Origin of the sequence: Pseudomonas sp. FYR_5 (assembly GCF_043106315.1) — a bacterium.
Classification (GTDB): Bacteria; Pseudomonadota; Gammaproteobacteria; order Pseudomonadales; family Pseudomonadaceae; genus Aquipseudomonas; species Aquipseudomonas putida_Y.
On the sequence record NZ_JBICMK010000090.1, the window covers coordinates 1 to 20,574 of the forward strand.

The 20,574-nt window shown below is 58.9% G+C and carries 16 protein-coding genes and 1 riboswitch; of the genes, 4 read left to right on the forward strand and 12 right to left on the reverse strand.

Features of this window, described 5'->3' with window-relative positions:
* Positions 1 to 82: 82 nt before the first annotated feature.
* The 4 genes from dxs to ribB form a co-directional block, all read right to left on the reverse strand.
* The gene (gene dxs, locus ACF8RA_RS16910) at positions 83 to 1,978 is read right to left on the reverse strand and encodes a 1-deoxy-D-xylulose-5-phosphate synthase (RefSeq protein WP_209968234.1); all 1,896 of its coding nucleotides are present in this window, start codon (positions 1,976 to 1,978) and stop codon (positions 83 to 85) included.
* 177 nt (positions 1,979 to 2,155) lie between these two features.
* Complete coding sequence (locus ACF8RA_RS16915) at positions 2,156 to 3,043, reverse strand: polyprenyl synthetase family protein (protein ID WP_176684361.1); 888 nt, start codon at positions 3,041 to 3,043, stop codon at positions 2,156 to 2,158.
* On the reverse strand, positions 3,040 to 3,282 hold the full coding sequence (locus tag ACF8RA_RS16920) for an exodeoxyribonuclease VII small subunit (RefSeq protein ID WP_003255380.1): 243 nt from the start codon (positions 3,280 to 3,282) through the stop codon (positions 3,040 to 3,042). The genes ACF8RA_RS16915 and ACF8RA_RS16920 overlap by 4 nt, the downstream gene beginning before the upstream one ends.
* 164 nt (positions 3,283 to 3,446) lie before the next feature.
* Positions 3,447 to 4,097 carry a 3,4-dihydroxy-2-butanone-4-phosphate synthase gene (ribB, locus tag ACF8RA_RS16925; RefSeq protein WP_176684362.1) on the reverse strand — a complete coding sequence of 217 codons (651 nt, stop codon included), beginning with the start codon at positions 4,095 to 4,097 and terminating at the stop codon, positions 3,447 to 3,449.
* A gap of 80 nt (positions 4,098 to 4,177) precedes the next feature.
* A riboswitch (FMN riboswitch) is annotated at positions 4,178 to 4,319 on the reverse strand.
* Between the two features lie 150 nt (positions 4,320 to 4,469).
* Between ribB and ACF8RA_RS16930 the strand changes: the two genes are divergently transcribed.
* The 4 genes from ACF8RA_RS16930 (at position 4,470) to ACF8RA_RS16945 (ending at position 13,394) form a co-directional block, all read left to right on the forward strand.
* The gene (locus tag ACF8RA_RS16930; RefSeq protein WP_176684363.1) at positions 4,470 to 5,450 is read left to right on the forward strand and encodes a zeta toxin family protein; all 981 of its coding nucleotides are present in this window, start codon (positions 4,470 to 4,472) and stop codon (positions 5,448 to 5,450) included.
* Positions 5,451 to 5,820: 370 nt separating this feature from the next.
* Positions 5,821 to 7,518: an EAL domain-containing protein gene (locus tag ACF8RA_RS16935; RefSeq protein ID WP_392519375.1), complete on the forward strand. Its 1,698-nt coding sequence runs from the start codon at positions 5,821 to 5,823 to the stop codon at positions 7,516 to 7,518.
* Between the two features lie 46 nt (positions 7,519 to 7,564).
* Positions 7,565 to 12,442: a PAS domain S-box protein gene (locus ACF8RA_RS16940; RefSeq protein WP_392519376.1), complete on the forward strand. Its 4,878-nt coding sequence runs from the start codon at positions 7,565 to 7,567 to the stop codon at positions 12,440 to 12,442.
* Positions 12,432 to 13,394, forward strand: coding sequence for a diguanylate cyclase domain-containing protein (locus ACF8RA_RS16945; protein ID WP_256122359.1), 963 nt, complete (start codon positions 12,432 to 12,434; stop codon positions 13,392 to 13,394). The genes ACF8RA_RS16940 and ACF8RA_RS16945 overlap by 11 nt, the downstream gene beginning before the upstream one ends.
* A 184-nt stretch (positions 13,395 to 13,578) precedes the next feature.
* Here the strand turns inward: ACF8RA_RS16945 and ACF8RA_RS16950 are convergent, their stop codons facing one another.
* The 8 genes from ACF8RA_RS16950 to ACF8RA_RS16985 all read right to left on the reverse strand — a co-directional run bounded on the left by ACF8RA_RS16950 (position 13,579) and on the right by ACF8RA_RS16985 (position 20,557).
* A complete protein-coding gene (locus tag ACF8RA_RS16950) occupies positions 13,579 to 14,037 on the reverse strand; it encodes a hemerythrin domain-containing protein (RefSeq protein WP_176684369.1) in 459 nt (152 codons plus the stop codon).
* 555 nt (positions 14,038 to 14,592) lie between these two features.
* Positions 14,593 to 15,294, reverse strand: coding sequence for an XRE family transcriptional regulator (locus ACF8RA_RS16955; protein ID WP_176684370.1), 702 nt, complete (start codon positions 15,292 to 15,294; stop codon positions 14,593 to 14,595).
* A 182-nt stretch (positions 15,295 to 15,476) separates the two neighbouring features.
* Positions 15,477 to 16,004 carry an inorganic diphosphatase gene (gene ppa / locus ACF8RA_RS16960; RefSeq protein WP_003255365.1) on the reverse strand — a complete coding sequence of 176 codons (528 nt, stop codon included), beginning with the start codon at positions 16,002 to 16,004 and terminating at the stop codon, positions 15,477 to 15,479.
* Between the two features lie 92 nt (positions 16,005 to 16,096).
* The gene (locus tag ACF8RA_RS16965; RefSeq protein ID WP_392513801.1) at positions 16,097 to 16,912 is read right to left on the reverse strand and encodes a zinc-dependent peptidase; all 816 of its coding nucleotides are present in this window, start codon (positions 16,910 to 16,912) and stop codon (positions 16,097 to 16,099) included.
* 20 nt (positions 16,913 to 16,932) lie between these two features.
* Complete coding sequence (locus tag ACF8RA_RS16970) at positions 16,933 to 17,580, reverse strand: DedA family protein (RefSeq protein WP_021783945.1); 648 nt, start codon at positions 17,578 to 17,580, stop codon at positions 16,933 to 16,935.
* Between the two features lie 189 nt (positions 17,581 to 17,769).
* Positions 17,770 to 18,228 carry a GNAT family N-acetyltransferase gene (locus tag ACF8RA_RS16975; RefSeq protein ID WP_028697785.1) on the reverse strand — a complete coding sequence of 153 codons (459 nt, stop codon included), beginning with the start codon at positions 18,226 to 18,228 and terminating at the stop codon, positions 17,770 to 17,772.
* Positions 18,229 to 18,335: 107 nt separating this feature from the next.
* On the reverse strand, positions 18,336 to 19,154 hold the full coding sequence (gene eutC / locus ACF8RA_RS16980) for an ethanolamine ammonia-lyase subunit EutC (RefSeq protein WP_392519377.1): 819 nt from the start codon (positions 19,152 to 19,154) through the stop codon (positions 18,336 to 18,338).
* Between the two features lie 8 nt (positions 19,155 to 19,162).
* On the reverse strand, positions 19,163 to 20,557 hold the full coding sequence (locus ACF8RA_RS16985; RefSeq protein ID WP_010951821.1) for an ethanolamine ammonia-lyase subunit EutB: 1,395 nt from the start codon (positions 20,555 to 20,557) through the stop codon (positions 19,163 to 19,165).
* Positions 20,558 to 20,574: the final 17 nt, after the last annotated feature.

Consider the following 20,574-nt stretch of genomic DNA (forward strand, 5'->3'; position numbering starts at 1 on the left):
GGGTAAACCCGCTCCTACAGTGGGCACACATCGGTAATCGGGCGCAGGCCGTCGTAGGAGCGGGTTTACCCGCGAAAGGGCCCTAGAGCCCGAGCCTGGCCATGCGGGCCTTCACCGAAGCCTCGATCCCGGCCGCATCCAGCCCGCACTCAGCCAGCATTTGCGCAGGCTTGGCATGCTCGACATAGATATCCGGCAGCCCCAGGTGCAGAAGCGGCTTGAGCACTGCCTGGCTGGCAAGGAACTCACCCACCGCAGCGCCCGCGCCACCCATGATGGCGTTCTCTTCGATGGTTACCAGCAGCTCATGGCTGCCTGCCAGCTCCAGCACCAGCGCCTCGTCCAGCGGCTTGACGAAGCGCATGTCGACCACCGTGGCGTTGATCTGTTCGGCCACTTGCATGGCCTGGGCCAGTTGTACGCCAAACACCAGCAGGGCCACTTTCTCGCCCTGGCGGCGGACCACGCCCTTGCCGATCTCCAGTGGTTGCAGGTCACCGCTGATCGGCGCATTCGGGCCGGTACCACGCGGGTACCGTACAGCGGCCGGGCCGTTGTACAGGTGGCCGGTGCTGAGCATCTTGCGCAGTTCGTTCTCGTCGCTGGGGGTCATCACCAGCATGCCCGGGATGCAGCGCAGGTACGACAGATCGTAGCTGCCGGCGTGGGTCGGGCCATCCTCGCCGACCAGGCCGGCACGGTCGATGGCGAACAGCACGTCGAGGTTCTGCACCGCCACGTCGTGGATCAGCTGGTCGTAGGCACGCTGCAGGAAGGTGGAATAAATCGCCACCACCGGCTTGCTGCCCTCACAGGCCATGCCGGCCGCCAAGGTCACGGCATGCTGCTCTGCGATCGCAACGTCGAAGTAGCGCTCAGGGTAGCGTTCGCTGAAGTCGACCAGGTCCGAGCCTTCCTTCATCGCTGGGGTAATGCCCACCAGGCGGTTGTCGGCAGCAGCCATGTCGCACAGCCACTGGCCGAACACCGCGGAATATTTCGGGCCGCTGGCTTTCTTCGGCGCGGCGGGCTTGTCGGCCGGCTCCAGCTTGGTGATGGCGTGGTAGCCGATCGGGTCAATCTCGGCAGGGGCGAAGCCTTTGCCCTTCTTGGTCACCACATGCAGGAACTGCGGGCCTTTCAGATCACGCATGTTGCGCAGGGTGGCGATCATGGTGGGCAGGTCGTGGCCGTCGATCGGGCCGATGTAGTTCCAGCCCAGCTCTTCGAACAGCGTGCCTGGCACCAGCATGCCCTTGGCGTATTCCTCGGTGCGACGGGCGATTTCCCAGGCGCCTGGCAGTCGCGACAGCACTTTCTTGCTGCCTTCGCGCATGCTCGCGTAGGTGCGGCTGGAGAGGATCTTGGCCAGGTAGTTGGACAGGCCGCCGACGTTGCGCGAAATCGACATGTCGTTATCGTTGAGGATCACCAGCATGTCGGCATTGACTTCCTGGGCGTGGTTCAACGCCTCGAAGGCCATGCCGGCGGTCAGCGCGCCATCACCAATCACTGCGATCGACTTGCGTGCGCTGTTCTGCAGGCGGGCAGCAATGGCCATGCCCAGCGCGGCGCTGATCGAGGTGCTGGAGTGGCCAACGCCAAAGGTGTCGTACTCGCTTTCGCTGCGGCGTGGGAAGGCCGCGATGCCGTCCTTCTGGCGCAGGCTGAGCATGCGGTTACGGCGCCCGGTGAGGATCTTGTGCGGGTAGGCCTGGTGCCCCACGTCCCACACCAGCCGGTCGTCCGGGGTGTCGAACACGTAGTGCAGGGCGATGGTCAGCTCGATCACGCCCAGGCCGGCACCAAAATGCCCACCGGTCTGCCCGACGGTGTAGAGCAGTTCCTGGCGCAGTTCGTCGGCCAGCGTTTCCAGGTCGGCTTCGGCCAACCGGCGCAGGCCGGCAGGCGTGTCAGCGCGGTCGAGCAACGGCGTGACCGGGCGTTCGCGGGGGATCTCTTGAAACGTCGTGGGCATCAGGCGAGTCGTTATTGGTGTGTGAAGACGCGGCAGTTTACCCCATTGTGGGAAAAGTGCCCATTCGACCACAGGTTACGCGGCCCCCTGTAGGAGCGGGTTTACCCGCGAATGCGTCGGCAAATTCAAGATCGCATTCGCGGGTAAACCCGATCCTACGGGGATAGGTGAAGCTGTTTAGTTACGGCGTTCGACGATGTAACGCGCCAAAGCCCGCAGCGGTTCGGCCGTTTCGCCGAACCCTTGCAGTGCGGCCAGCGCCTGGTCGCGCAGTTCGATTGCATAGGCTTTGGCGGCTTCCAGGCCCAGCAGGGCCGGGTAGGTCGGTTTGTCACGCGCTATGTCTGCACCTTGGCGTTTGCCCAAGGTAGCAGTGTCGCTTTCCACGTCGAGGATGTCGTCCTGCACCTGGAATGCCAGGCCAATGGCCTGTGCATATGTCTGCAGGGCATCCAGCTGTACCGGTTCGGCGCGGGCGCTGGCCAGGGCGCCGAGGCGTACGCTGGCTTCGATCAGCGCGCCGGTCTTGTGTCGGTGCATGAATGCCAGCGCCTGTTGATCCAGCTTCTGGCCCACCGAACCGAGATCGATGGCCTGGCCGCCAACCATGCCGGCCGGGCCGGCAGCTTTGGACAGTACCTGAACCATGGCCAGGCGAATGCTGTCGATCTGCGGGCTCAGGCATGGGTCGAGCAGGGCACTGAAAGCCAGGCTCTGCAAACCGTCGCCAGCAAGGATGGCGCACGCTTCGTCAAAAGCCTTGTGGGTGGTTGGCTGGCCGCGACGCAAATCGTCGTCGTCCATGGCCGGGAGGTCGTCATGCACCAGCGAGTACGCATGGATCAGTTCGACCGCGCAGGCTGCACCGTTGGCCTGCTCGGCCGGGGCGCCCAAGGCTTCGCAGGCCGCGTAGGCCAGCAACGGGCGCACGCGTTTGCCGCCGTTCATCACGCTGTAGCGCATGGCGGCGTAAAGGCGTTCCAGCTCTTTGCTTGGGGCGATGAACAGCGGTTCGAGGGCTGCGTCGACGCGCGCCTGGCAACTGGCCTGGTAGGTGCCAATCATGCTTCGGGCTCCGCGTCGAAGGGCTGGGCAGCCAGTTCGCCGTCGCGCTCCAGCAAAATTTGCACCTTCTGTTCGGCCTGGGCCAGGGCTCCCTGGCAGTCACGGGTCAGGGCGATGCCTTGTTCAAAGGCGGCCAGCGACTCTTCCAGCGACAACTCGCCGTTCTCCAGGCGCTCGACCAGTGCTTGCAGGTCTGCGAGGGATTGCTCGAAATCGAGGGAGGCTTTTTTGCGGGCCATGGCGACTGTCTCGGTGGCATTCAGAACGGCGCGACACTAGCAGAGCGGGGCGGGGGGAGCAAACTTCCGGCAACTGCTCGGCTGATGCCGACCGATGGAGGAGCGGCCCTATGTCGCGAAAGGGCCGCTCGCACGAGGACCGCAAAGCGTCCCTGTTCGGTGGATCAGGCTGGCTCTGCTTCCCGTTCCAGCATCGCCTCACGGTACTGCGCCAGTTCCTCGATGGTCAGCACCGGCAAATTGTACTGCCGTGCATATACCGCCACCTGCTCACCACGGGCCATGCTGCCATCGGGGTTCATCAGTTCGCACAAGACCGCAGCCGGGCGCAGGCCGGCCAGGCGCGCCAGGTCCACCGAACCTTCGGTATGCCCACGGCGGGTCAGCACCCCGCCATTGCGGGCGCGCAGCGGAAAAACATGCCCCGGGCTGACGATATGGCGCTGTTCGGCGCTGGAGCGCAATGCTGCGTCAATGGTGGTGATGCGATCCTGGGCGCTAACCCCGGTGGTGATACCTTCGGCCGCTTCGATGGTCACGGTGAAACCGGTGCCGTGCCGGGCCTGATTATTCTGCACCATGGGCGCCAATTGCAGTTCGTCGACGGTGGCTTCGTCCAGGCACAGACAGACGATGCCGCTGCAATCGCGAATCATCATGGCCATGGTCTGCAGCGAAATGTTCTCGGCGGCAGCAATGATGTCCGCTTCGTCCTCGCGGTCGTCATCGTCGAGCAACAGTACAGGGCGCCCGGCCTTGAAGGCGGTGATGGCGGCGGAAACATTGGGGAATTGCGCGTGGTGCTGGGTGAACATGAAACGCTCCTCGTGAATGATCGATGAACGTCTCGGGGCGAACAAAATGCGCGCGCAAGGGCGCCCGGATGGCCCCTGCATGACGCCTTCTTTCATCCGGACTATGACCGTCGGCTCTGGAGTTGCACCAGATCTGCTGACCCCCGACATGGTCGGAGCGCTCGCGGGCTCATCTTTCGATTTACCGCCGGTGGGGACTTGCACCCCGCCCTGAAGACCGCCCAAGCATACAGCACAGTGCCACCCCAGTGGCAACCCGCGGTTCTACGACCTTCGATGAGGCTTGCAGCGGTAACCATCTACTCCTTTTTCACCTGCCGCAACGCTTACCTTCGTGACGGTCACATTGGCAAACCAAGGAAACGACCCGTCATGTCCTCTCTCTATCCTTTTACCGATACCGATCTCCATCTCGCATTCAGAAAGGTCGTCGACACATTGTTCGACAAGAAGCGCGACTATGTCGACGGCGTGCTCAAGCCCAAAATGCTCATCATTGCCGGTGCACAAGGCTCGGGTAAGACGTACTTGCTGGAAAACGCGCTGCTGAAGAGCGGGCGGTACGACAATTACGTTCGCCTTTACGAAACCCATTTTCGTGAACTGCACCCTCACTATCGGGCCATGGAAGACAAAGGCGTGCTGTATGTCTACGAGCATACCGAGTCGTTCATCTGGCGGCTGGGGGCATTGATTTGCACGTATGCGATGGAAAACAAATACAACATCATCATGGAGACCGCGCTCGACAGCCCTCATTTCGCTGATTTTCCACCTGAAGCCGCCCGACAGGGCTATCAGAGCGAGGTCCATCTGATTGCGTGTCAGAAAGAATTCAGCCACTGGTCGACCCTGGACCGTGTGGTCAACAGCGTTGGCAATCAGGAGATCGAGCGTGTGGTCAGCCTGACGCAGATCGAAGAGGCGCAAATCAATGGCAGGTCCATCATCGATGCTTTCGAAAACGCCTGTATCGAGGTACCGGGCTCCGAAATCGTGATCTATCGACGTGGCCTGGAGACGGATAAGAATAGCCTTCCGGTCTGTCACAGCACCTGCCCGGAAAAAGGGCTTCTCGTGCCCCAGCAGACCTATCAGGGCAGAGCATTCTTCCGCGGGGCAGACCTGAAGATCGACTTCAAGGTCCAACGCAGCCCCCAAGCCGATTTCCCCTGTTCTTATATTCAGTATGCGCAGGTGGTGCATGCCGGCCTGCTGGGTTCGGAACACCGTCGGGCGATGGCCGAGCTCAATTGTAAAACCCTCGGCCAGGCTCAGAAGCTGATGTCGCAACTGCCTGTCGATGTCTACCGCGAGCTGTGCCTGTACGTACTCAAGTACGCGCAACCTTGAGTCGACCAGGGGCAGGGCTGATCACTGGCCAGGCATGCCCTTGATCACCCGCGCCTGTCGGACAATCGCCCATCCCGCTACCACAGTGACGGGGTGGGCATTTCCGTTGTCCTTTTGTCTGCTACCCCTAAATCCATTCTTCAGCATTCAATGGGTTGTTGTAGCTGGATCTTCATTCTGGATGTTGGGGCAGGCTGACCCTCGGAACTTCAATGTAATCACTGAGCACCTTAAGCCATGAGCTCACATCGCATTACGGGATATCAGCAGTCCATTGTGAGCAACCTGTTGGTCACAGGCTTGTCTGACTGCGCAATTCGCAGCTGATCGTCTACGCTGACGCTTTGAAATGGATTTCAAGGAGTCACACATGCTTGATCTGGCAGATCAGATGAACTCTGTGATCCTGATCGTTGATGACCAATCAAGCGATCGTGAAGTTCTTCAAGGGTCTGTCAGCAGCTTCGGTGAGGTTCATGTTGCCCATGACGGCCGTGAAGCGCTGCAGGTGGCCGGGGAATACCGCCCCGACCTGATCCTTATCGACATCGAGTTACCCGACATGAATGGCTTTGCATTGTGCCGGGCGATCAAGACCGACCCAAAGCTCTGTGACGCTGCCGTCCTGTTCGTCAGCTCCCATACCCAGTGCGACAATCAAGTTCGTGCCCTGGAGTTCGGAGGGGTTGGCTTTATCCAGAAGCCTATCAATGTTCCCGTGGTAAGGGCCCATGTACGCGCCCACCTGAATCTGCGCAATGAAGCCAAGCGCTTGTCTTATTATGATGCGCTAACTGGCTTGCCCAACCGTCAACTATTCACGAACCGCGCAGCACAAGCGATTCAGCAGGCCCAAAGCAACGGCAGCAAGGTCGCGTTGTTACTGTTGGATCTGGATCATTTCAAGAGCATCAATGACTCATTGGGGCATTCAGTCGGGGATGCCATTCTAAAGTGCGTCGCTGAGCGTTTGGCCAGCAGCGTTCGGCCGCAGGATACGGTGAGCCGGCCGGGAGGCGATGAGTTCGTGATTTTACTGCCGCAAGTGGTCCGGCTAGAAGCTATTGGGGACTTGTGCGAACAGTTATTGCGGACGCTTGCGTCCCCGATGCAGATTGGCGAGAAGCGTTACAGCATTACCACCAGTATTGGTGTCAGTATCTACCCCGAAGACAGTACCGACCTGGAAGCGCTTTACAGCCACGCCGATGCAGCCATGTATCAGGCCAAACGTGAAGGCAGGAATCGCTCACGCTTCTTTTCCCGGACATTGGAAACCAGCACCCGTGCCAGGCATATGCTTGAGCAACATATGCGCAGCGCCTTGGAACAGGGCGTCTTCGAGGTTTTCTATCAGCCGAAAATGGATGCCCGAACGGGGTGTATGCGTGGCATGGAAGCGTTGATTCGCTGTCGACAATCCGATGGTACGCTGCTTTCACCAGGTGAATTCATTCCGGTCGCAGAGGAGACTGGATTGATTATTCCGCTGGGGCGTCAAGTACTGACGCAGGCCTGTAAAGACGCCTGCCTATTGATGGATTCAGGATTTCAAGTACCCGTCAGCGTCAATATTTCCGCTGTTCAATTTCGTGAAGATAATTTCTTCGACATGATACGTAGGGGGCTCAAGGACTCGGGGCTTCCTGCGTACCTGCTCGAACTGGAAATCACGGAGGGCGTGTTGGCAGACAATGTCGTCAAGGCGCGAGAAACACTTGAAGCACTGAAGCGCATGGGCGTGCGGCTGGCAATCGACGATTTTGGTACCGGCTACTCCAGCCTTAGTTACCTCAAGCAACTGCCCATCGATGTGCTGAAAATCGACCAGAGTTTTGTGCGTGACATGCTTGACGACCACAGTGATGCCGCCATCATCGAAGCCATTGTGCGTATGGGCCAGGCGCTGGGGTTGGAACTGATTGCCGAAGGTGTGGAAAACCAGGAGCAGGCGATCAGCCTCATGGCACTGGGTTGCTGGCTGATGCAGGGATATCACTACTGCCGACCAGTACCGTTCCTGCAACTGCAACAGATGCTGGAGACCGGCAATCTGAGGCCAATCTAGCGCAATCGATTTTTCTCGTTTGGCCAGCCGCTGATGTGGGGTGAAATTGAAAGATCGTATTCTGAAGCTTGGATCTGTTACAGCGATGATCGCTGTGTTTGTCGCAGGCCTGGCGGTTACCCTTATGACCTCCTACGTTCTGATGAATCAGAACAGGGCGCATGCCGAGGCTGCATTGACCCGTGCAGTCCAGCGTACAAGCGATGCTGTTGCTGCACGCATCCATCTTTATGAGTTCGGTTTGAGAGGAGCGCGTGGTGCTCTTCAGGTCATGGGCGAGCAACAGGCCAGCCGTCATGGCTTTTTGACTTACATCAAGACTCGAGACCTCGATACCGAGTTTCCGGGGGCTCGCGGCTTCGGTTTCATTCGTCGCGTTCCAGCCAGTGCCGAAGCGGCTTTCCTGCAAAAGGCCAGGCTCGATGGCAAACCTGATTTCACGATACGCCAGCTTACGCCACATGAGGGCGAGCGCTTCGTCATTCAGTACATCGAGCCTCAGGAGAAGAACCTGGCAGCGGTAGGTTTGGATATCGCGTCAGAAAAGAACAGGCGAGAGGCTGCTGGCGCGGCAATGCGCACGGGAGCTGCGCGTCTCACGGGTCCGATCACCTTGGTCCAGGCAACGGGCAAACCGCTGCAGTCATTCTTGTTCCTGCTGCCGATCTACCGAACGGGAAATACGCCGGATACCGTTGCCGAAAGAGTGGCACAAGGTTTTGGTTGGAGTTATGCACCGCTACTGACCGAAGAGGTCCTTACAGGGCTGCCATTGCCATCCGATGGAATTCGGTTGCATTTGCGTGACGTGACCGATGCGGCCGCCCCTGTGCAATTCTATGAGCGCAATCAAAATGGCGGGGAACAGCAAGAGGTCATGCGCACCCATTTGACCCAGTTGGTTTTTGGTCGTCGCTGGGAAATCGAGTTGGTTGCATACCCCTCTTTCGTGCAGGAGTTACGCCAGTTCTCCCCCCGCAGTGCCTTTGGCATCGGGCTGTGCAGCACCCTGTTGATCACGGCATTGGTGGGGGTTTTCAGTGTCAGCCGTAGACGTCGACGCGACGTTCTGGCGGAACAGGCCAAGCTCGCAGCCATTGTTGAGAACTCCAACGATGGAATCATTGGCCAGACCCTGGATGGCATCGTCACGGCCTGGAACCATGGCGCCGAGAAGATTTTTGGCTATGGCAGCGATGAAGTACTGGGCCGCACTTTACTGGGCCGGATATTGCCCTGCGAGTTGGCGGACGAGGAAGTGCATTTGCTGGAGAAAATAGCTCGCAGCGAGCGTATCGAGCACTTTGAGACCCGACGAGTGCGTAAAGACGGCCAGTCGTTAGACGTTTCGGTAACAGTCTCGCCTATTTGTGATGCAGCAGGGCGGGTTGTTGGGGCCTCCAAGACCGTTCGCGACATCACCCAGCAGAAGCGGGCAGAGGCACGCATTCTGGAACTGAATGTTGGCCTGGAACATCAGGTGGCCGAGCGCACGACAGAGCTGCGCGAGCTGAATGCCCTGCTGACCAACGTCCTGCACTCGGCATCACAGGTCTCGATCATCGCAACCGACCTCGAGGGCATCATCACCGTTTTCAACAAAGGGGCTGAGCAATTGCTTGGCTACACGGCCGAGGAAGTCGTTGGCCTTCGCACCCCCGGTATGTTCCATCTGGATGAGGAGATGGCACAACGAGGCGAGGAGTTGAGCCGGGCCTATGGAGAAGCGATAGGGGGCTTCCGCGTTTTTGTGCACAAGGCTTCTCTGGGCGAGGCGGAGGTTCGGGAATGGACATACGTGCGAAAGGACGGCACGCGTTTCAGTGTTACGTTGCTGGTCACCGGCATGCACAATGCCGATGGCAGGTTGAGTGGATACCTGGGTATCGCTATCGATATCAGCCGGCGCAAGCAGGTAGAGGAGCGCTTGGCCGACAGCCTGGCATTGACACAGACCATTCTCGATACAGCCGTCAACCCTGTCATCAGGATCGATCGGACAGGGGTGATTCAGTCTTGCAATCGTGCTACGCAGAACGTTTTCGGCTACCAACCTGACGAGCTTGTCGGCAGTAACGTTCGAGTCTTGTTGCCTGCTTTATTCGAGGGTGACTTGTCGCTCTCGCAGGATGCGTTTGGTGATCCGGCCAGCAGCAATATGACCGGGGTTTCCCGAGAAGTGGAGGCTCGCCGCAAGGATGGGCTTATCTTCCCCGCGCAGGTCACGCTGGGCTGCATGCAGATTGGCGGTCAGCCCATGCTCGTCGCCGTGCTCTTCGATCTTTCCGAACAGCGGCGTCAGCATGATGCCATCGCTTCGGCACGCGATCAGCTGGCCTTGGCTTCGGATGTGGCGAAACTGGGGGTGTGGACGTGGTCTCCCGAAGACGATGATCTGCAGTGGAATGATCGGATGTTCGAGATTTATGAACAGCCGCTCGCCTTGAAAGCGGTTGGCCTGAGTTACAAGCACTGGCAGGAGCGCCTGCACCCCGACGATGCTGAAGTTGCCACCCGATTGCTACAGGGCTTACTTGATGGGTACGGCGTATTCGAGACACTGTTCCGTCTTCAGTTACCCGGTGGCGATATTCGTTATGTTCAGGCCGCTGCCAGGATCGAGTATGTTGCTGAAACAGGCTGCCGGAAAGTTATAGGCATAAATCGCGATGTCACTGTAGAACATGAGCTGCAGTCACGCTTGTTTCTCGCTAAAGAACAGGCGGACGCGGCCAATGCCGCCAAGAGTGCTTTCCTGGCCAACATGAGCCATGAAATTCGCACACCCATGAACGCTGTGCTGGGCATGCTGCATTTGGTTCAGGCCACAGAGCTTGATGCGCGGCAGCTTGACTATATCCGCAAGGCGCACGGCGCTGCCAAATCGCTTTTGGGGTTGCTCAATGACATTCTTGACTACTCCAAGATCGAAGCCGGCAAGCTGCAGCTCGATCCACATCCCTTCGAGATCAATGGGCTGATGACGGACCTTGCTGCGGTACTGGGTGGCAACCAGGCAGAAAAGGATGTCGAATTGTTGTTCGATCTCGATACCTCATTACCCCAATGCCTGGTGGGCGACAGCCTGCGTCTGCAACAGATTCTTATCAATCTGGCTGGCAATGCGCTCAAGTTCACTGAGCGTGGCGAGATTACCGTGAGTCTCAGAGTCTGTGATCGTCGGCCCGATGCTGTTCGGCTGCGAATTTCGGTGACCGATACGGGAATAGGTATCAGCGAAGAGCAACTCCAGCGGATCTTCGACGGGTTCAGCCAGGCCGAGGCCTCCATCAGTCGCCGTTATGGTGGGACGGGCCTGGGGCTGGCGATCTGTAAGCGGCTGATCGAGCTGATGGGCGGCACCCTGAGAGTGAACAGCCAGCCAGGGGTGGGCAGCTGTTTCTGGTTCGAGCTGGAATTCGCTTTGGCGAATACCATGGAGACAGAGCACACGACAGTTTTTCCTGACCTCAATGTGTTGGTGGTCGACGACAATCACACGGCCCGCGAAGTACTCGCTAGAACTGCTGTCGCGTTAGGATGGCAAGTCGATCAGGCCAGTAGAGGGCGAGAGGCGGTGGAGCGCGTGCTAACTGCCGCGAATGTGCGCCCTTACGATGTAGTGTTGATGGATTGGCGCATGCCGGATGTCGATGGCCTGACTGCTGCTCGCCTTATACGGGACTCGCTCATGGATTCTGCGCCGGTAGTGGTGATGGTTACTGCGCATAGTCACGAGGTGTTCGCGAGTTTACAGCAGGGGCCACAGGAGCCTTATGTTGCGGTCTTGAGCAAGCCAATCACCCCTAAGCAGCTTGCCACTACTGTGGAGCTTGCAGTCTCAGGTACGCAATCTTCCAATGTCACTGGGCCCGTGAGCCCGCTATCCAGGCTCGACGGTATCAAGTTATTGGTGGTTGAGGATAATCCGCTCAATCGCCAGGTGGCTCAGGAACTGCTGGAACTCGAGGGGGCCAAAGTGACGTTGGCTGAGGGGGGACAGCAGGGTGTCGAGGCCGTGTTGAATGGCGTGCAAACCTTCGATGCGGTACTGATGGATATCCAGATGCCTGACATGGACGGGCTGGAGGCAACCCGTCGGATTCGTCAAAGCCCCCTTCATTGGGGCTTGCCTATTGTCGCCATGACTGCAAACGCCTCAACCTCCGAGCGTGAGGCGTGCCTGGCCGCTGGGATGAATGAACATGTAGGCAAACCTGTCGATCTGGAAAACCTTGTAGCGGTTCTCAGGAAGCTGCTGGACCGAGAGGTGCCTGTCCGGCCGGCCATTCAATCGAGCGACTCGCCGAGCGATGAGTCAACCGAGAGTGTGTTGCGGCGCTTCGGCGGTAACCTGACACTGTTGCGTAACGTGCTGCAGCGTTTTCCAGATGAGATGCGACGTAATCTTGATAAGCTGGAGCGGCACTGCAGCAACAGCGAAAAGGCCGGTGTGTTGATGCAATTGCACACCATCAAGGGCAGTGCCGGCACCATGGGTGCTAGTGGGCTATCCGCGCTGGCTGCCGAGCTGGAGCAGCGCCTTCTGCAGGCGTCGCCGGAGGAGGGGCAGTCGTTCATGGCCAATCCTCGGTGGCTATCGCACCTGCACATGCAACTCGCGTCTGACTGCACACGGCTTAATCTTGCCTTTGCCACTTCCGTGGTATTCGCGACTGAACGACCACTTGCATTCACGGAGAGGGACTGGGAAATTGAATTGAGTGGCCTGCGAGCGCTGTTGGTCAGCAGTAATCTCGTCGCACTCCAGCGAGCTGAGTCCTTGCAGGATGCGGTACCGTTACACAGCAAAGCGATCTTTGACGCGCTTAAGCAGGCCGTCGACGATCTGGATTTCCAGTCAGCCGCCCTGTGGTGCGATAAGCTGACCGATTCACTCAAAAGGAATGTTGATGAACGATGAATCTGGACATCCAAAGGTCAAGCCGCGTTTATTGATCGTGGATGACCAGGCACTCAATATCCACGCGCTGAATGAGCTATTTCGTGCTGACCATGAAATCTACATGGCCATGGATGGAAATAAGGCAGTGGACATGGCCCTGACACAGTTCCCGGACTTGATCCTGCTCGATGTGATGCTCCCCGGCATAGACGGCTATGAGGTATGTCGTCGTCTTAAGGCCAGTCCGTTGACGGCAGCCATTCCTGTGATATTCGTAACCGCCAAGGGGGAAGAGGCAGACGAGGCAAAGGGACTTGAGCTTGGCGCTGTTGACTACATTAGCAAGCCATTTCATCCCGGTATTGCCCGCGCTCGGGTAAAAACCCATCTGACTTTGAAATTGCAAAGCGATTACCTGAAGAGCCTGGCGTCGATCGACGGTTTGACAGGCATATCCAACCGACGAGCTTTCGAGCAACACCTCCATGCAGCCTGGAGTCATTTATGCCGTGACGGAGGGTGGCTAGGACTGATTCTTGTCGACATCGATTACTTCAAACGCTTCAATGACCACTATGGGCATCTAGCGGGGGACCAGTGCCTGCGCCGTGTCGCTGCGGCTCTGGACAGTGGGATCAGACGACCTTTGGATATGGTTGCGCGCTATGGCGGTGAAGAGTTTGTCTGCATTCTGCCCGGCACCCACCTCAGTGGCGCCGCTACCGTTGCTCAGCAGTTGTCTGATGCTGTGGAGAATCTGAAGATCCCTCATGTGGAGTCATTGGTCGCTGACCGGGTGACTATTTCACAAGGCGTAGCCTGTCTCCAGCCTAAGCAGGGGCAGGACGCACATCAGCTTGTAGGCCTGGCAGACCAAGCTTTGTATCAGGCCAAGGAGAATGGCAGAGCAAGGTTCAGTTTTTCCGAGGTATGCAACAGCAAGCGGCAAAGTCCTTCAGTCGGTCACTGATAGTACCTATCGGACTGAGCGTTAAGAATGTGCTCTGTGGAAACCTACCGTAAGCGTCCGACCAATCCACCTTGCCGTAAACTGCCATAGGAGGGTATATGCACCATCGGTTATCAGTGCAATAAAGTTGCGGGGTCGAGTGTTAAGCTAACCTTATTTTAATGAAAGGTATTTAAATCTCTGGTTAGTGCCATTGAAGCTTTATTTCCTGCCATTGGGTGTCTGACAACCACTTGTCTGCCACCGGAAAGAAAATATTCTCCTCGGCATCCATATGATCATAATATTTCTTGATGAAGTCTTCTATCGTGTCGGCGATTACTCTTGCCTCCTGCGTTGAGTGCTCCAACATCTTGAGTTGTCCGGCAATTCGCTTGAAGGCTTGATGATCTTGCTCGATATCCTTGACCCGTTGGTGGATCGGGGCCTCGGTTGCCAGCAAGGCCAGCCGAATAAGCTCTTCATTTTCATGGTGGTGCCGCTCTGCATCACCATGCAAGGCTTCCAGTTGCTTAAACAACAGCTTGCGGTCATCGGCACCCGCAGACCCGTGCCTTATCCTCTCCAGTAACTCTTTGATCTGATTAATTTTGGTGGCCACTTCATGATGATAGGCGTGCAGCTCTTTCAATAAGGCGTTCATATTAAATCCTCATCGCTACATCAAGCCTTCACAGATTAAATGTTATTAATCAGCAATCTCCGAGGATGGCAGCAGGTGTCGGCTCTCATCTAATCGTTTTATTATAGTCTGACACGAAACGCTCACCCCAAAAAAATCCTTTCCATTGGAAGATTTCGAAATATCAAATTGATGTCCATATACGCTGCAAGAAAAAGCAGACACACCAAGGTCGCTTGCGACAGCGGGGCCTGAGCGCGACTGAAGGCACAAGTGGCTTCGTTCTATGGACGGGCGAGGGGGCTGGAAACCCGCGGATTGTGAGCGTTTTTTAAAGGCTTGTTGAATTAAAAAGCCGGCTTGTGGCCGGCTTCTCGGGGACGCTTCCGACTAATTTATGGTAAGCCGCAATCGCCTTAACTGTGTGGCCATCAAGGGCCTGAAAGAGATGGCAGATGCCCGTGTGGGATATCGCCGAGCCCTCTGGACCGCGGCTCGCGCCGGTCGGGGCTTAATGTGCGGCGTAGCATACAAGGGCGGGCGCAGGATGCCCAGCAAAAAATTGCGCAGGGTGCTTCAGCTGGGCCGCTGCTGGCGGAAATGTGACCAATGGAACACCCAGCCAAGAATTTCCAGGCCCTGCGCCTGACGCTGAGCAGGGGTGTAGCGTTCGACCGCGTAGTTGCGCCTGTCATGGCTGTGCAGGTACAGGATGCCGTGCTCGCCAACACTGAGGTTGTTCACCCTGAGCATGCCGTTTTGCAGCAGGGCATAGGTTTCGCCCTCGACCACCTGGGTCATGCCCAGGTCGATGGCCAGGGTCGCTTCCAGCGGAATCAGCGGGAGCATGTTGTTGGCCGGCATTGCCAGGCAGATTGCATTGCTGGCTTGCACGCCCAAGCCCTTCAGGGTTTTTGCCGGCAAGCGCAGGTGCTTGCTGCCCACCGGCGACAGCAAGCCGTTGCGCACTTCGTAGTAGGGCACCTTCAATACCCGGCCACGATGTTCCCACAGCGGGGTAAGCGGATTGGCGGGCGCTGGCCGTGGAAGGCCGTTGCGCAGGAGTGGGTTGGGGTATTTGGGGCCTTCACCGGTGCGCAGCCAACGTCGGTGCACACAGAACAGATCGGCCAGTTCGTCCAGCCGGGCCAAAGGTACACCGCGTTTGAACCAGTTGTTGACGTGCTGTGCTGTGACGCTGCGCTGGGCGGCGAAATCGGAAGGGGTCAGGCCACATTCGTGGAGCAGGGCTCTGAGGCGGTCGCCGGAAGTGTTCATGGCGGCGAGTGTAGCGGCGGGTTGCCAGTAAGGAAATGAACCAGGTGTTGACGGGATTTGTACGAAAAGAGGCTGTTTGTAGGATGCTGGTGTAGGACTGTGTAGGATTTGTTCCCCGCAGTGAGCGCGTACCATTCAGGCATGAAAAACCCCGCCAAAGCGGGGTTTCCCTGCAGTCGGAATCAGCCCTTGTAGGCAGCGACCGATTTGGTGATCGCGGCACGGGCGGCGTCGGCGCCTTCCCAGCCTTCGATCTTGACCCATTTGCCCTTCTCGAGATCTTTGTAGTTGGCAAAGAAGTGCTCGATCTGCTGGATCAGCAGGGCTGGCAGGTCGGTGTATTCCTTGACGTCAACGTACAGCTGCGACAGCTTGTCGTGAGGAACAGCGATGACCTTGGCGTCACCGCCACCGTCGTCGGTCATGTTCAGCACGCCAACCGGACGGGCGCGGATAACCGAGCCTGGGGCCACTGGGTAAGGGGTAACCACCAGCACGTCCAGCGGGTCACCGTCGTCAGCCAGGGTGTTCGGGATGAAGCCATAGTTGGCTGGGTAGAACATCGGGGTAGCCATGAAACGGTCGACGAACAGCGTATCGCTGTCCTTGTCGATTTCGTATTTGATCGGCGCGTGGTTGGCCGGGATCTCGATGGCGACGTAGATGTCGTTCGGCAGGTCTTTGCCCGCCGGAATCTTGCTGTAGCTCATTGGGCAGTGCCCCCGTGTTTGACCAAAAAGTGGCGGCGATTATAGGCACATTCTGCCGGGGCACGCCACGCTTGGCCTGATGTGCGGGCCCGTCAGGCGTGGCTTTCGCGGTACTCGGGGTGTTCCGCCTGCAGCCGGCACAGGCGCGCCAGCGGGTCTTGCCGGTAGAACATCGACAACTGGTGGTAGACCTGTGGATAAGCCTGATGAAGCAGGTCGGGGGCACTAAAGAAGTACTCGCTGGTAACGGCAAAGAACTCTGCCGGGTTTTCTGCAGCATAGGGGTCGATGGCGGTTTCGGCTGCGGGGTTGGCGTCCAGTTGCTGGTTGAGGTCGTCGTAAGCCTGCTGCATGGCTGTTGCCCACTCATCAACTGGCATGCTGCTGTGCAGTGGTGGCAGGCCGTTGGCATCGCCATTGAGCATGTCGAGCTTGTGCGCCAGTTCATGGATGACCAGGTTGTAAGCCTCCCAGCCACCACTGGCCTGCACGCCGTTCCAGGCCAGGATGATCGGCCCCTGCTGCCAGGCCTCGCCGCTGTGTTCTCCGTCCCACACATGCTCCACGCCACTGGCATCGCGGTGGCGCTGGGGGCTCTTGAAGTCGTCGGGGTACAGGATGATTTCGTGGAAGCCTTGGTACCAGTTCAGCTCACCCAGGTGAAGCAGCGGTAACTGTGCCTGGGCAGCCAGCATCAGGCGCTGTTCGTCGTCCAGTTCGACCCCGGGCAGGCAGGTGAGGTGCTTGTCGAGCAGGAACAGGATGCAGGCTTCGCGCAGCCAGTGGTCTTCAGCGTCGCTGATGCCGTCCAGCATCGGCAGCCGCTCGCGTACGGCCTGCCATTGCTGTGGCGTGACCGGGTAACGCGCCAGAGTGCGCTTGCGCCGCCAGGCGCTGAATGACCACATGCGGTTCGTTCTTTACCTGTTCAGTGAGCCTTGGCCGTACGGCCCAGGCGCCCACGCAGCAAGCCGATGATCATCGGCACCAGCGACAGGATGATGATGCCCACGACCATCAGCGACAGGTGCTGCTTGATGAACGGCACGTTGCCGAAGAAGTAGCCCAAGGTGACCAGGCCGCCGACCCATAGCAGCGAACCGGCAACGCTGAAGCCGAGGAAGCGTGGGTAGTGCATGTGAGCGATGCCCGCGACGAACGGTGCAAAGGTACGCAAGATAGGCAGGAAGCGCGCCATGGTCACGGTCTTGCCGCCATGGCGTTCATAGAAATCGTGGGTACGCTGCAGGTAGTCGCGGCGGAAGATCTTGGAGTTGGGGTTGTTGAACAAACGCTCGCCGACCGTTCGGCCGATCACGTAATTGGTGCTGTCGCCCAGGATTGCAGCGGCCATCAGCAGGCCGGCCAGCAGCACCGGGTCCATGCCACCACCCGCCGCAACGGCGCCGGCGATGAACAGCAGCGAGTCGCCCGGCAGGAATGGCATGACTACCAGGCCGGTTTCGCAGAAGATCACGGTGAACAGGATGGCGTAGATCCAGGGACCGTAGTTGGTGACCAGCAGATCGAGGTAGGCATCGAGATGCAGGATAAGGTCCAGCGGGTTGAAATCCATGTACAGCACCTGTGTTCTTGGGCGTAGGCTTGGTTACCGGGGGAGGGGTAAATTTTCACACATGACAGGTGCGCCATTATACGGCTAAGTGAGGATCATGCCCGAGGAGTTTGTAGCGGGGGGTTACGGTAGAGGGGTATTCCTTTACCAGCCTCTTAGCGGGCACGCCCGCTAAGAGGCTGGTGCCGGTCAATCCTGACTGATCGGCAGGATGTAGCTCTTGAACTCGGTATCCTCGCGAAAACCGATGGATTCGTAGGTCTTATGCGCCACTTCATTGTTCGCGCTGGTCGACACCCGCATGCGAACAGCATTGGTCTCTTTGGCCATTTTCTTCGCTTCGCGGATCAGGTGGTCGGCGACCAGCATGCGCCGGGAGTCCTCAGCTACATAGATATCGTTGAGAATCCATACCCGCTTCAACGACAGCGACGAGTAGCTCGGATACAGCTGGCAAAAGCCCAGCAGTTTACCGTCGTCATCATCCGGAAGTGCCAGGTAAATCACCGATTCATCCCGCTTCAGGCGCTTTTCCAAAAAGCTGCGCGAGCTGTCGGGATAGGGCAACTGCCCGTAGAACTCACGGTATTTGACGAACAACGGCGTGATCAGGTCGAGGTGTTCCAGGGTTGCCTTGATGATGCGCATGTGCGGCCCTCAGAGTCCATTTGGGAAACAGCGGATTGCAAGCAGCGTTCAAGGGCATGCTGCCCAATGCACGGCACAAGTGCAATCCGCCTTCCGTGACAGGTTTTTTACCCTTTGCCGAGCAGGAAGTTACCTTTCTGGCTGGTGCTGTCTTCATTCTCCAGGCTATGTACCTCGGCTTCGTCCTTCAGATTCACCCCGGAAAGCTGGCGCCGGCAGGCTTCGCGCATCAAGTACAACAGGCGGTGCGCCGCCATGCCATAGCTCAGCCCCTCCAGGCGGATATTGGAAATGCAGTTGCGGTAGGCATCGGTCAGGCCGACCTTGGGTGCATAGGTGAAATACAGGCCAAGGCTGTCGGGCGAGCTCAGCCCCGGGCGTTCACCGATCAGCATCACCGTCATCCGTGCGCCCAGCAGCTCGCCGACCTCGTCGGCCACTGCCACACGGCCCTGCTGGACCAGCACCACCGGGGCGCTGGTCCAGCCGTCGGCGGCAGCCTGTTCCTCGAAGCGGGTCAGGAACGGTAGCGTGTGGCGATGCACGGCCAGTGCCGAGAGGCCGTCAGCCACCACGATGGCCAGGTCGACGCCGCCGGGGTTGGCCTGGGCATGCTGGCGAAGGGTCGCAATCGAGTCTTCGTTCAGCCGGCGGCCAAGGTCCGGCCGCTGCAGGTACTGGTGGCGGTCGCTGGCAGCGCTGTGCAACACCAGGCTTTCGCGCCCGCGGTCACTCAGCTGGCTGGCCAGGCCGGCGTGGTCGAAAGCCAGGTGCACGGCATCACGTGCCTGGGCATGGGCGAACTGGAAGTCCAGCTGCGCCCCGGTCGGCAGGCTGGTGCCGGTGCGGCCCAGGGCGATGCGCGCCGGGGTCAGGTTGCGCAGGGCCAGCCAAGGGTTGTCGGGGGTAGGCGTGCGATGGTCCATGGTCATCCCTATGCAAGCTGTGCCAAGGCCTGGCGGAAGGCCGGCGGCAGGTTGTCACCGAAGCGCACCCGGCCATCGGCCTGGGTGAAGATGCCGGTGCGGGCCAGCCATGCCTCGAATTCCGGCCCGGGCTTCAGGCCCAGGGTCTGGCGCGCGTACAGCGCGTCATGGAACGAGGTGGTCTGGTAGTTGAGCATGATGTCGTCGGAGCCGGGGATGCCCATGATGAAGTTGATGCCGGCCACACCCAGCAGCGTCAGCAAGGTGTCCATGTCGTCCTGATCGGCTTCGGCATGGTTGGTGTAGCAGATATCGCAACCCATCGGCACGCCCAGCAGTTTGCCGCAGAAATGGTCTTCGAGGCCGGCGCGGATGATCTGCTTGCCGTTGTACAGGTATTCCGGGCCAATGAAACCGACCACGGTGTTGACCAGGAACGGCTTGAAGTGACGGGCCACGGCATAGGCGCGGGTTTCGCAGGTCTGCTGGTCGACGCCGTGGTGGGCGTTGGCCGAGAGCGCGCTGCCCTGGCCGGTTTCGAAATACATCAGGTTCTGCCCGAGGGTGCCACGTTTCAGCGACAGACCGGCTTCGTAGCCTTCCTGCAATACGTTCAGGTTGATGCCGAAGCCGGCATTGGCCGCCTCTGTACCGGCGATGGACTGAAACACCAGGTCCAGTGGCACGCCGCGGTTGATCGCTTCGATCGAGGTGGTGACGTGGGTCAGTACGCAGGACTGGGTGGGGATGTCGTAGCGCTGGATGATGGCGTCGAGCATTTCCAGCAGGGCGCAGATCGAAGCAATGCTGTCGGTGGCCGGGTTGATGCCGATCATGGCGTCGCCGTTGCCGTACAGCAAGCCGTCGAGAATACTGGCGGCAATACCGGCCGGTTCGTCTGTCGGGTGGTTGGGTTGCAGCCGGGTCGACAGGCGCCCGCGCAGGCCCATGGTGCCGCGGAACCGGGTGACCACGCGGATTTTCTGTGCCACCAGCACCAGGTCCTGCACGCGCATGATCTTCGACACGGCAGCGGCCATTTCCGGGGTCAACCCGGGCGCCAGGGCGCGTAGGCTGTCTTCGTTGGCTTCCTCGCTCAGTAGCCAGTCGCGCAGGCCACCCACGGTTAGGTGGCTGACCGGGGCGAAGGCCTGGGCATCGTGGGTGTCGATGATCAGGCGGGTAACTTCATCTGCTTCGTAAGGGATCAGTGCTTCATTGAGAAAGTGCGTCAGCGGAATATTGGCCAACGCCATCTGCGCGGCGACGCGCTCGGCGTCGTTGCTGGCCGCCACGCCTGCCAGGCAGTCCCCGGAGCGTGCCGGGCTGGCCTTGGCCATCACTTCCTTGAGGCTGTCGAAGCGGTAGACCAGATGGCCGACCGTGTGTACGAAACTTGCCATACAGAATCTCCAGAGCC